The sequence below is a fragment of the Allobosea massiliensis genome (assembly GCF_042655245.1).
In the GTDB taxonomy this organism is placed as follows: domain Bacteria; phylum Pseudomonadota; class Alphaproteobacteria; order Rhizobiales; family Beijerinckiaceae; genus Allobosea; species Allobosea massiliensis.
This window is the reverse complement of sequence record NZ_JBHSLU010000152.1, coordinates 17,694-29,357: the sequence shown is the minus strand read 5'-3', so window position 1 is coordinate 29,357 and position 11,664 is coordinate 17,694. Positions and strand designations below refer to the sequence as shown.

14 protein-coding genes are annotated in these 11,664 nt (G+C 65.9%); 6 read left to right on the top strand and 8 right to left on the bottom strand.

Features of this window, described 5'->3' with window-relative positions; translation table 11 throughout:
• Positions 1-265: 265 nt before the first annotated feature.
• From ACFPN9_RS28890 to ACFPN9_RS28860, 7 genes are all read right to left on the bottom strand, one after another.
• Positions 266-1,630: a dihydrolipoyl dehydrogenase family protein gene (locus ACFPN9_RS28890; RefSeq protein WP_067991367.1), complete on the bottom strand. Its 1,365-nt coding sequence runs from the start codon at positions 1,628-1,630 to the stop codon at positions 266-268.
• Positions 1,631-1,747: 117 nt separating this feature from the next.
• The gene (hisI, locus tag ACFPN9_RS28885) at positions 1,748-2,155 is read right to left on the bottom strand and encodes a phosphoribosyl-AMP cyclohydrolase (protein WP_067991364.1); all 408 of its coding nucleotides are present in this window, start codon (positions 2,153-2,155) and stop codon (positions 1,748-1,750) included.
• 14 nt (positions 2,156-2,169) lie between these two features.
• Positions 2,170-2,943 carry an alkylmercury lyase family protein gene (locus ACFPN9_RS28880; RefSeq protein WP_377817996.1) on the bottom strand — a complete coding sequence of 258 codons (774 nt, stop codon included), beginning with the start codon at positions 2,941-2,943 and terminating at the stop codon, positions 2,170-2,172.
• A 29-nt stretch (positions 2,944-2,972) separates the two neighbouring features.
• The gene (gene merA, locus ACFPN9_RS28875) at positions 2,973-4,421 is read right to left on the bottom strand and encodes a mercury(II) reductase (RefSeq protein ID WP_067991357.1); all 1,449 of its coding nucleotides are present in this window, start codon (positions 4,419-4,421) and stop codon (positions 2,973-2,975) included.
• Entirely contained in the window at positions 4,418-4,663 is a 246-nt protein-coding gene (gene merF / locus ACFPN9_RS28870; RefSeq protein WP_067991353.1) for a mercury resistance system transport protein MerF, read from the bottom strand. The genes merA and merF overlap by 4 nt, the downstream gene beginning before the upstream one ends.
• Positions 4,660-4,965: a cation transporter gene (locus ACFPN9_RS28865; RefSeq protein ID WP_067991350.1), complete on the bottom strand. Its 306-nt coding sequence runs from the start codon at positions 4,963-4,965 to the stop codon at positions 4,660-4,662. The genes merF and ACFPN9_RS28865 overlap by 4 nt, the downstream gene beginning before the upstream one ends.
• Positions 4,966-4,976: 11 nt before the next feature.
• Positions 4,977-5,393 (bottom strand): mercuric transporter MerT family protein, encoded by a 417-nt coding sequence (locus tag ACFPN9_RS28860; RefSeq protein ID WP_067991347.1) that lies wholly within the window; start codon positions 5,391-5,393, stop codon positions 4,977-4,979.
• A gap of 71 nt (positions 5,394-5,464) precedes the next feature.
• On the opposite strand from ACFPN9_RS28860, the gene ACFPN9_RS28855 reads away from it, so the two are divergent.
• Both ACFPN9_RS28855 and ACFPN9_RS28850 read left to right on the top strand, forming a co-directional pair.
• Positions 5,465-5,902 (top strand): MerR family transcriptional regulator, encoded by a 438-nt coding sequence (locus ACFPN9_RS28855; protein WP_067991344.1) that lies wholly within the window; start codon positions 5,465-5,467, stop codon positions 5,900-5,902.
• Between the two features lie 211 nt (positions 5,903-6,113).
• Positions 6,114-6,815, top strand: coding sequence for a hypothetical protein (locus tag ACFPN9_RS28850; protein ID WP_156450914.1), 702 nt, complete (start codon positions 6,114-6,116; stop codon positions 6,813-6,815).
• Between the two features lie 60 nt (positions 6,816-6,875).
• On the opposite strand, the gene ACFPN9_RS28845 is transcribed toward ACFPN9_RS28850, so the two are convergent.
• Positions 6,876-7,331: a hypothetical protein gene (locus tag ACFPN9_RS28845; protein WP_067991339.1), complete on the bottom strand. Its 456-nt coding sequence runs from the start codon at positions 7,329-7,331 to the stop codon at positions 6,876-6,878.
• Positions 7,332-7,605: 274 nt separating this feature from the next.
• Between ACFPN9_RS28845 and ACFPN9_RS28840 the strand changes: the two genes are divergently transcribed.
• The 4 genes from ACFPN9_RS28840 to ACFPN9_RS28825 all read left to right on the top strand — a co-directional run bounded on the left by ACFPN9_RS28840 (position 7,606) and on the right by ACFPN9_RS28825 (position 11,635).
• Complete coding sequence (locus ACFPN9_RS28840) at positions 7,606-8,064, top strand: hypothetical protein (protein WP_377817994.1); 459 nt, start codon at positions 7,606-7,608, stop codon at positions 8,062-8,064.
• Between the two features lie 13 nt (positions 8,065-8,077).
• Positions 8,078-9,484, top strand: a complete 1,407-nt coding sequence (locus tag ACFPN9_RS28835; protein WP_067991331.1) for an exonuclease domain-containing protein — start codon at positions 8,078-8,080, stop codon at positions 9,482-9,484.
• A complete protein-coding gene (locus tag ACFPN9_RS28830) occupies positions 9,442-10,596 on the top strand; it encodes a hypothetical protein (RefSeq protein ID WP_377817993.1) in 1,155 nt (384 codons plus the stop codon). Before ACFPN9_RS28835 ends, ACFPN9_RS28830 begins: the two co-directional genes overlap by 43 nt.
• A gap of 118 nt (positions 10,597-10,714) precedes the next feature.
• Positions 10,715-11,635 (top strand): hypothetical protein, encoded by a 921-nt coding sequence (locus ACFPN9_RS28825; protein WP_067993459.1) that lies wholly within the window; start codon positions 10,715-10,717, stop codon positions 11,633-11,635.
• Positions 11,636-11,664 lie beyond the last annotated feature (29 nt).

The following is an 11,664-nucleotide window of genomic DNA, read 5'->3' as shown; positions in this document are numbered from 1 at the left end:
CGCCCTGGCCGGATAATTCTCGGAATCCCGACCGGTTAATTCTCGGAACAGTGGCCGGTTAATTATTGGATTACCCGGCCGGTCGCGTCGGAATCTGCACGCTTGACGGTCGCGGTGTGACCCGATGCCGACGTTCGAGGGTCACGACCGGAGCTTCAGTGATGGTGGATCTGCGAACTTTAAGAGGGGCTGGTTAGGCCTATCGCCGGGCGGGCTTGACCACCTGCAAGAGGAGTTCTTTTTGCAGGCAGGAGCTTCGGAGCCTTCACAGCATGTAGCCGATGTCCGAAGCCCCGGTCGGGTAGGCGAACATCGTCGTCTTCAGGTTCTCGGCTGTGAGCCCGTGGCGGATCGCCAGGCCGAAGAGGTTGATCACATCGTCCACGTGGGGGCCCACGAGATGGGCTCCAATGACGAGGTCCGTCTCTTCGTCGACCAGCACCTTGAAGCCGTACACGGTTTCGGCGAGGCGGCGTGCCGTGTACCAGTGTGGCACGAGTTGGCTCTGCATGCGGAATTTCAGGCCCTTCTCGCGCGCCTCCTGCTCGCTCAAGCCGACACCGACGATGGGCGGGATCGTGAACGCGACGCTCGGGACGCCACGGTAGTCGGGCCGGTGCCGGTTGCCATCGAGGATGTTGCGCACGACGACCTTGGCGTCGTGGCTCGACACCGGCGTGAGCGGCGGCCCCATCTGGGCCGCATCGCCGGCGGCGTAGACGGCCGGATTGGAAACGCTTTGGAGGAACTCGTTGAGCCGCAGGTGCCCGCGCCCGTCCCGCTCGACGCCTGCCCCCTGAAGATCGAGAGAGTCGAGATCGGGGATGCGCCCGGCGGCATGGACCACCAGGTCGGCCTCGACCGTCATGGGCTGGCCGCCGTCGGCGTCCGCCCGGGCCCGGACCAGGAAGCCCCGGTCGGTCTTCTCCACTCCCTCGACCGTGGTCCGGGTGCGCACGTCGATCCCGACCTCGCTGAACTTCTCCATCAGCCAGCCTACGAGGTCGGGATCGAAATGGGCCAGCAGGCGACCACCCCGTTGCAGGATCGTGACCCTCGCGCCGGCACGCGCCGCAATGTGCGAGAACTCCGCGGCGATGTAGCCGCCGCCGACCAGGACAATGCGCTCTGGCAGTTCTTCGAGCTCAAGGAATTCTTCGTTCGTGATGAGGAGTTCCTCGCCGGGGAAGCCTAGCGGTGCCGGCCGGGCGCCGGTCGCAAGCAGGATGTGGTCCGCTTCGAGCCTCTCCCCACCGTCGAGTCCGACCGCGTTCGGGCCGACGAAGCGGGCCTGGGCGTGATAGGCATCGATGCCGCGGTCTGCGTAGCGCCTTTCCTGCTTCTTCGGGACCGGGCCGGTGAAGGTCCGCTTGAACGCGATGAGGTCGGGCCAGGCGATGTGGGCATCCTCGGCCACCACCCCGCGCCTGGTCATGCGCCGAACGTCGTCGATCACCTGCGCACCGGTGACCAGCATCTTCTTGGGGTCGCAGCCGCGCAGGGCGCAGGTGCCGCCGAACGGGCGGTAGTCCGTCACCGCGACCTTCCGGCCCGCGGAGGCCATGCGGTGGCTGGCCACCATCGCGGCGGTTCCCGAGCCGATGACGATCAGGTCGTAGTGCTTGGTCATGGGACTCTCCCATCGCGGCGGTGAGCGGATGGATGGCTCCGGCGGTTGGCGCCGCCTTATCCCTTATGGGCCCAACATCTGTAGCTGCTCCAGGTTCCGCGACCGGACCATGGATTTTCAGGGGTGTTCCGTGGGGCGGCTGAGATTGCGGAGGGTTGGCCCCTCCGCCCCCATCTCGACGGCACGATAGAAGCAGCTTGTCCGCCCGGTGTGGCAACACCCGCCGTCGACGCGGACCCGGAGCCAGATGGTGTCCTGGTCGCAGTCGACCCGCATCTCCTCGACATGCTGGATCTGGCCGCTGGTCGCGCCCTTGCGCCAGAGCTCCCGACGCGAGCGGGACCAATACCAGGCCTCCCTGGTCTCGATGGTCCTGTTCAAGGCTTCCGCGTTCATCCACGCCACCATGAGGACGGCGCCGGTCTCCACGTCGGTGGCTATCGCCGACAGCAGCCCGTCGGCGTTGAACACCGGGGCGAAGACGGAGCCTTCCTCGATCTCTGCCCTTGAGCACGTGGCCCGCATGATGCCGCTCCCCGTCACACGACCGCCGGCACGGGGTCGCTGAGGACCGGCCCGAAGATCGCGCGGCCGAGCTCCAGAGCCTCGTTCATGTTCAGACGGGCTCCGGTGCGCTGGACCGCCTGGCTGTCGAGCCAGCATTGCAGGTGCCCGTCGGAGCAGAAGAACGCGATCGCCGGGCAGCATGAGACTGCCGCGCTGTCGGCGTAGGCAAGGTCGTACCAGACGACCGCCCCGGGATGGGACACGCTCCGCAGTGCTCGGCCCGTACCCGCCGTCGTGACGCGGATCGTCTCGCCACAGGAGCGGCACTGCGACTCGACCGTGACGTCGGTCCGGTACATCGCGGCGACGCCGAGGGCGTCGATGGCGCACAGGGCATTCAGCACCTGCCCATTGAGTTCGACCCGGTGCCCGGTCGCACGCTCGGTGAACGGATAGGCCAGCCAGATGGCGTCCGATCCCGCCTTGAGGCCAACGAGGTCCCGCAGTTGCAGCTTGCGGAGCAGCGCGGAGACGCGGCTTCCGTCGATCCCCGCCGCGGCGGCGATTTCGTCGACGTTTGGAGGCCGCCCCTGGGCCGCGTAGAGCCGCAGGACGGTCCGCCAGACGATGTCCTCGCTGGCCTCAAGCGCGTGTGACCACATGTCGAGCAGGCCCGAACGGGCCGCCGTGCGTCCGGCGAGGGCCCGTCGGGCGGCCGGCGTGGTCACGGCCGACCAGTCCGGGCGCCGCACGCCCGGCCGGATCTCCGCGGCAAGCTCTCGTGTCGGGTTCACGGTGCTGTTCATGGCTCGATCCTCCATGGCGTTGCCAGGCGCTATCCTGCGCAGCAGGACAGCATCTTGACGTCCCTGTCGAAGGTCTGGGCGGCGAGCTTGAGCCCCTCGACGGTGGTCAGGTACGGGAAGATCGTCTCAGCCAGGGCGTCGATTGTGAGCCCGCCCCGGATCGCCATGGCCGCCGTCTGGATGCTGTCCGCGCCTTCGGGGGCCAGGATGTGCGCCCCGAGCAGCTTGCGGGTGCCACGGTCCGCCACAAGCTTGATCAGGCCCCGCGTGTCGCGGGCGGCAAGGGCGCGCGGGACGTTGTCGAGGGTGAGCACCGAGGTCCGCACGTCATGTCCGGCGGCGCGGGCCTGCGCTTCGGTCAGCCCGACGCTGCCGACCTGCGGATCGGTGAAGACCACCGCCGGCATGGCCGAATTGTCATAGCGCAGGCTGTCGCCGTTGAGCGCGTTCCTCGCCGCGAGCTTCGCGCCGTAGGCGGCCATGTAGACGAACTGGTCCTTGCCCGTGACGTCACCCGCCGCGTAGACGCCGGCCCTGGTGGTGCGCATGCGGTCGTCGACAAGGATGGCGCCCATGGGGGTCTGGGCGATGCCCGTCTCCGCCAGGCCAAGGCTTTCGGTGTTGGGGGCGCGGCCGGTCGCAACCAGGATGCGCTCGGCACCGATGGTTTGCGGATGCCCGTCCCTGATGACGGTGAGGGCGATTCCATCCTCCGTCCTGCGAACGGAATCATAGGTCAGGTCGCCGATGACCGTGATGCCCTCGTCGGTGAGATAGCCGGCGAGCGCCGCTCCGATCTCGGGCTCGGCCTCCGGCAGGAGGCGGCTGCGGAAGACCAGTGTCACGTCCACTCCGGCGCGGGCGAAGGTCTGCGCGAGCTCGGCCCCGATGTAGCCGCCGCCGACCACGATCATGGAGCGGGGCAGCTCGGTCAGGGCCAGCGCCGTCGTGCTGTCGAGCGGGGACACGTCCGCGATGCCCGGGATGGCCGGCAGGGCCGGCCGCGTCCCGGTCGCGATGATGATGCGGTCCGAGACGAGGCGCTTGCCGCCGGCCTGCACGCCCCCGTCAACGAGGCGAGCCTGGCCTTCATGATAGGCCACGTTGTTGTAGGCCGGCAGGAGGTCGACGTACTTGGCCTGGCGCAGGCTCGCGACAAGGTCGTCTTTTTGGGCAACCAGCGCCTGCCAGTCGGCCACCCGCGCGTTGCCGTCGATCCCGGCAAAGCGGGAGGCCGCGTTGGCGTGGTGCACCGCCTCGGTGGCCCGGATCAGGGCCTTGGAAGGCACGCAGCCGACATTGACGCAGGAGCCGCCGATCGTGCCGTGGCCGACAAGGGCAACCTGTGCCCCCTGTTCGGCGGCCGTGATGGCGGCGGAAAACCCGGCCGACCCAGCCCCGACGACCACCAGATCGTAGCGGTCGTTGCCGTTCTTCGCGCCAGTGGCGCAGCAGTCACTCATGGTCTCAACTTTCATGTGTTCCCGTCCGGCTCGCAGCAGCCGGCGGTCGGGGAGGAAGACCTCTTGCGGCGGTAAAGCCCGATCCCCAGCAGCCCCAGCGAGGCAAGGAAGAGCGGGATCAGGACATAGTCGGCCTTGGCGGCCCACACTGAGAGCCCGAGGGCTCCCAGCGCGATGGCGAGGAAGGGTGTCGTGCAGCAGAGCGCGGCGACAATTCCGCCGACGAGGCCCGCTTTGGTGAGGGCGCGGTGATTCAAGAGGAACTCTTCCCGTCCTTCACGGTCGACGGATAGCCAGCGTTGGTCGTCGCCTGGGTCAGCGCCTCGGGCGTGACCTTCCCATCGTCAAAGGTGACGGTCGCCGTCGCCATGCCGCTGTCCTCGACCACCGTGACCTGGCTGACGCCCGGCATGCGGGAGAGCACCCTTTTCACGATCGGGGCGCAGGTGGCGCAGCTCACGTTCTCGACGTTGAGCGTGACGGTGCGCGGTGCGGCCATGGCCCCACCCGCGAGCATCAGGGCCGAGGCGGTCAGGGCAATACGAAACAGGGTCTTCATCTCAGGTCTCCTCAGAGGGCAATCAGCAGCGGGGCGGTATAGGGGAAGGTGACGGCCGCCAGGACGAGCGCGGCGGCCGCCCAGAGGCCGATCTTGGCGATGCGGCTCGATCCTGGCTGCGCGCAGGAGGCTCCGGGCGCACAGGCGGCCTTGGGTTGGCGATAGACCCGCCAAAAGCCAAAGGTCAGGAAGGCCACCGCCACGGCCACGAAGACCGGCTGGTAGGGCGCCATTGCGGTCAGGTTGCCGATCCATGCCCCGCTCGCTCCAACGCCGAAGAGCACGAGGGGCAGGATGCAGCAGGATGAGGCTCCGAGCGCGGCAAGAATGCCTCCGGCCGCCAGCAGGCCTTGGCTGGCTCGTGCGGAGGTCGCGCCCTCCTGCGAGCTTGCCAGCTCGCTTGGCTCAGCACGGGTCAATTCACCCATCGAACAATCTCCTTTACGTCGATGGAGCGACCATGCTTCCTGTAGTAGCTACAGGAGCAAGGGCATTTTCGATGGACACGATCACGCATTCGCGAGGCGGGACGTTCCCCATCGGCGAGCTGTCACGGCTCACCGGGGTGAACATCGAGACCATCCGCTACTACGAGAAGATCGGGATGCTGCCCGCGCCACCCCGCACCGAGGGCGGCCGCAGGGTCTACGACCGGCACCATCTGCGCGTGCTGGCCTTCATCCGGCGCGGCCGCGAGCTCGGATTCACGCTGGACGAGATCAAGGCGCTTCTGGCGTTGGGCGGCCCGGAGCGCGCGCCGTGCGGCGAGGTTCGCGAGATTGCCACGAAGCACCTGGACGACATCCGGGCAAAGATCGCCGACCTCAGCAAACTCGAACGACTGCTTGGGCAGACCATCGACCGCTGCGAAGGCGGCACCGCACCCGAGTGCCCAGTGCTCGACATTCTCTCACCTGAGCCGAGCATGGTGTCCTAACGCTAGTGGCTCTCACGCACTTCCAGAGGGGACACCTGCATTCAGCACTTGGTATGCGAAGGTCCGTTCATGGGCACGAACCGGCCCAGCCGGGATAGCGGGGCCAACTTCTGCAAACGGCCCTTAGCGGAAGTGCCGCTCAACTCCGGCATTACCTCAATGCGTCATTTACCCCTCCCATGGGACAATGAGGCATGCAGAGGATTTGCCCATGAAATGGCTAGCGGGCATCGCGCTGGTGATTTGGGCAACTTGGGCCCTAACCGATACGACACATACGCTGCGCTGGAAGCTGACGATCGAAGTTGAGACGCCGCAGGGAATAAGCTCAGGCGCCAGCGTGTTGGAGTCGTCGTTCTTCGAGCAGTCGGGGGTTGTACGTGGAGCTTCATCGAAGCTACTGGGACAAGCAATCTTCGTCGACCTAGGCGGTGGCAATCATATCATCGCGGCGCTGGTACACGGAGAACGGGCCCAGTCATACGATGCGATTGCCGCACTTCCTGTTACCGCGATCACTGGCGCTGGATGGGGCTGGTCCGCTTATCAGGAGCTAAGCAGACGTAAAGGATCTTTGACGGGGAACGCGGAGCTCAAGCCGCCGCTGATCCCAACCCTCGTCTACTTTCTGAACCTGAACGATCCACGTTCGGCCCAAGTGGTTGACCCGTTCGACGGCTCATTTGAAACTGTGATAGGGCCAGGCTACCGCTTCAATCGCGCAACAGTTGAAATCGTGCCGACCAGTTGGTCTCCGTTCAGCAAAAACGGGCTTTACGGCGAAGCCGTTACAAGAGGGCTCGAAACAAGGCTGCCATGGCTCAAGGTCATCAAGGGCAATCTGAGTGGTGCCTCCGGCTGCAACCGCAACACGGAGTTATGTCTGGATATAGGTCATTTTTTGCGCAAATAGCGCATATTGGACGAGCCGAACGAACCAGTGCTGAAGACCACAAAGTTCCGCTTCCGACCCTTAACCGACAGTCGGATCAGCTTCCAGCTTGGATGACAACGGCCAAGCGTCGACGTCGCCGTGAGCCCGCATCTCTACCCAGTAGCGTTGCTCTCTTGCCTCGGCCCTACGGTTCCAAAGAGCGAGAACGCCGAACGATAAGATCACGGCCCAAGTCGGATACCGTTTCGCGCCTTGGATGGTCCCTGAGTGAGGCCACTTATACTCCTCGCTAGTCTGCAAAAACGAGATGCAGTTCGGGATGATCACCATAAGCCGAGGATTGGAGGTTTCAGCCTCTCCGATGGTGTGTGCTTTGAGATCGGAATAGAGCGTCCAGACAAGGTCCTCGACGGCGCGGATACCCTCGTCGCGGCTATCTGGCCAAGAGCGCTCTAGGTCATCGTTCGTGATGGACCCATTCCAAAATTGCTCGACCAGATTGGCCGCACGAAATCGAGCTTCTCTGTCGATCATCTGCCAATTATGTCCGAAGGCAGGAAGTCTGCAACCGACCCGCTGCGGACGCGGTGCACCAACGCCGCTTATCTGCCAGCCTGCCAGTGTATAGGGCGTGCGCGGAAGCAGACGTTCCAGGCGTCGGCAATGGGCCATAATTTCGCATTGGTCGACGACCAGGCGACCATGCCCAGCCAGAAAGCGGGCAAGCTTCGGAACCCAGTCCTGGGAACCCCTGCGAACCTGAGCCGACGAGCCGTTCCGGGAGAGACGAACCGGAACGGGTATGAGGATGAATAGCAATACGGAGGGCGGCGACACCGCCCGGGACGAGGCGCGGCCGACAGCTGAGCATCTGTCGCGCTATCAGCGCAGCTACCAGATGACGACCGATCAGCCGGAGCGGTTCTTCTGGCTGTGGCAGGAGGCCCTGGCGCACGCGCTGCTGCTCGAACAGCAGACGGAGCGGTCCTTTCCTGAGCACGGCGGTCTGACGGCCCTGCAGATGGCGGAGGGTGCTCGCGCCCACGCGCGCTTTTACGCCTTCCTGCTCGCGGAGGCTCCTGCGCGAGAGACCGGGCACTTCGAGCGCAAGATCATGGTCGCCGAGGCCATGGCTTTCGACGAGGAGGAGATCCGCCGGACACGGACCCCGGCGATGGTCGAGGCTGCGATGCAGCAGGATGCGCGTGAACTGGGCATTACCCTGAACAAGGCGCAGATGCCGCCCGGCTCGCCTAGTCGGCACTGAGGACCTAAAGCCGATGTCCTTCGTGATCTACGACCTCGAGACGAGCGGTCTCGAACCGCAATGGAACGTGCCGCTGCAGGCAGCCCTGATCCATACCGATGAGAACCTCCAGCCTTTGGGCGAGCTCTCGCTCCGCTGCCGCCTGCCGGCCCATATCGTGCCCGCGCCGGGAGCGCTGCTGACCACCGGTATCGGTCCCGCCCAGCTCGAGCAGGCACCGATGTCGAGCACGGAAATGCTCACCGCCATCGCAAAGGCGCTGTCTGCCTGGGCGCCGTCGACCGTGATCGGTTACAACACCATCCGGTTCGATGAGGAAATGCTCCGGCACGCGTTCTTCACCCATCTCCTCCCGCCCTATGCGACCCAGCTTGGCGGTCATCGCCGGGCTGACCTCCTGACGATGACCCGGGCCGTCGCGATGCTGGAACCCTCTGCCATCACCGTGCCGGTCGGCCCAACTGGCAAGCCGAGCTTCAAGCTCGGCGACATCTGCAGGGCGAACGGCATCGCGCTCGCCGAGCACGAAGCACATGATGCGCTCGGCGATACCCGAGCGACAATGGCCCTGTTCCGGCACCTGCGCCAGATCGCACCTGCAACGGTCGCGATGATGCTGAGCCTCGCCGACAAGGCCATCCCGAACCGGCTACTTGCCGGCGGCGAGGTTCTGCTCCTCGGCGGCGCCGCGAAGCTGACCCCCGTGGTTGGCGTCGTGGCGAACCCGACTGTCGCAACCTCCTGGGCGACTGTCGATCTCACCATCGACCCGGCCAGCTATCTCGACGGCAGCGCGGACGAGGTCACAAAGCTTATGTCGGGCCCGGGCCCGCGCCCGATCAGGCTGGTGCGGACCAATGCCCAGCCGATCCTGCTGGCCTATGCGCAGGGCTGCAATGCCCTGCCACCCGAGCAGCGCGATGAGGCACTCTACCACGAGCGCGCCGCCCGCATTCGCGATCATGCCGGCTTCCGATCCAGTGTCGCAGTCGCCATGGCAAATCGCTTCGCCGATCGCGAGCCTTCGCCCTACCCGGAAGCCAGCCTCTACGGCGGCGGCTTCCTCTCGAACGAGGACGCGCGGCTGAGCGCCCGCTGGAACGCTTCGCCATGGGAGGATCGCCCGGCTATTGCCGCGCAGTTCACGGATGAGCGGCTGAAAGCTTTTGCGAACCGACTGATGCTGCTGGAGGCTCCGCAGTCGATGTCCCCGGTCGCTTGGCAAAAGGGCCAGGCTTGGCTACGCGAGCGACTGACCACCGACGCCGAGGTGCCGTGGCTGACTCTGCAAGGGGCTTTGCGGCAGGTTGCCGAGCTGCGTGCGGGTCTCGCTGAGGATGAGGTCAGCAAACATGCTCATCTGGACGAGATCGAACGGTGGCTCCGTCAGCGCAGCCAGTACTTCCAGCTGGCGGCCTGAACCCAAAACCATCTGCCCTGACGACGAAGGCGCCCACCGGGCGCCTTTTCCATGTTGGGATCGAGAGGGAAAGCGCAGCCGGGATGGCTGTAACCCCGATGAAAGTACCCGACATGACCAGGAAGAATGAGGGCGGCCGCTCGCTTGCGCCGCGCAGCAGCAAAGCGATCGACAAGACGGCGGAGACCACCCTGCGCGATCCTATCACGGTGGCGATGGAGATCGCTGCGGGCGATGATCTGAGCGTCGCCGAGCTGGTGGCGTTCAGGCGCCAGCCGCTCGATCTCAAGAATGCTGCGCGGAACGCCAAGAACCTCCATTCTGAGGAGTTCCGGGTCTGGCTCGCGCGAGAGAGTGGCGACGAGGTCGGTGAGGCCGTCTGCGGCGGGCTCGAGATCATGAGCATCAGCCTGATCGCGCTCGTCGCGCTCTGGCCGGCAGACGACCTCGACGCGGCCGAGGCAAAGCTCGCGCTCGACGCGAGAACGGGCGTGCAGTTGCATCGCCGCGAAAAGGACTTCGGCGGCAGCATGGAGGCGCAGACCGCCCGGCGGATCCGCTGGCGACGCGGGGCATTCGCAGTGCCAGCTCTGATCCTGCCGCCGGCGCCAGCTGCGCCGCAGTCCGATGATCGTGGACTCGCAAGCTGGCCGCTCGAGCGCTTCGATCTCGTCGAGGGACTTCCTCTTCGAGGCGGCGTTCCCGCCTTCGCCGACAGGCAGGTGGTCGAATGGAGCCGGTTCGCCCGATCCGCCCCGGATCTCGGCTTACTCGTGCAGCGCGCGGCAAAAATGTTCGAGACCTGCGACCGCCTGCTCGAACTCGCCGGGCGCGGTCCCGTCAACGCCAGCGAGCTGATGGTAGCCGCCGAGGGGGCGCGCCTGATGGGATACCTCGCCGCCTGCCAGGTCATGATCTGGCCTGTCCACAACCGAGACGCGCTGGCTACCAAGAAGCAGGTGGTCGCGCTGATCAACAGGCGCGGCGAAGCTGGCGACCCGCCTTCCATGCAGTCGGCAGTTCGACACATCACGGCCGAGGCGGCGTGGATCAAGACTCTGCCGTACGATGCGCGCGACAGGTTGCAGTTCGACTGGAACGAGCTGGTCTGAGTCGGCCGGATAGGAAAGCACGAGGGAGGCGTCCGGCATCGGACGCCTTTCTCGATTCCAGGACCGAGGGAAAGCGCAGCCACGTGGCTGTCACCCCCAAGGAACTGGGACGACTGACATGAAGACCATCTCCTCTCCCTCCCTCGCCGACATCGAGCTCGAACTGCCGCTCCGACACGTCACCGACGACCTCGCCGTCTTCACCGACCGCCTGTCGCTATCGGCGGGCGCGGAAAGGGGCTACGCCAGCTTCGCCGCCGAGACTTATCCAGTTGGCGACATGACCGAGCGCGCCATCGGACACGCTGTCGAGATCACCCGCTTCCTCGCGCTCGCCGGCACCTCCGAACGGGCGCAGGTTGTCTACTACCTCGACATGCTCGTCGGACTGTCGCTCCTGAACGCGGCCTCGACCATCACGGTCGCGCTGGCGCCGCCACGCTTGGCCGTCGACTTCGCGGCGCGGCGACGCGTCCTCGGTGACGTCATTGCGGCAGTCGGTGGAGATGCCGACTTCGCCGCTGCCGCTCGGAAAGCCTTCGCGCATGGCGATGTCGGCGACGTCGAAGTCGTCGAGACGGTGTTCCATGTGGCCGCAGTGCCCACCCCCGATGACGCGCGTGACGGTCGCCCGACGGTCCTCGGCCTGGAGCAAGGTCTCAGCCTGATGGCCTTCCTGCGCGACCAAGCGCCACCTTCGATCCTGGTCGACCGCGCGGCCTTGCAGCTCGACGACGCCGACCGCTTCGCGCGGGCGGTTGAAGAGGATGCTGATCTCGATCGCGAGCGTCTCGACCGGCTTCAGCGCGCCTGCAACGGCGCGAACCTGCTGGCGGCCGCCGATCTGTCGCGCGCCTGCCTGATCGACGCGGTCACGGCCGGAGACCAGCCCCTCCGAACCCGGATCGAGGATATGGCGGAGCGCCTGGTCGAAGAACGCCTGCGGGACATCGTGATGTTCGCCGCCGCGATGGCCGATCGCCTGAAAGAACTGCGTCGCATGCAGCAGGACACGGCCGGCCGCTTCAAGCCGCTCTGATCAGGACCGGAGCAGATTCCGAACATCCC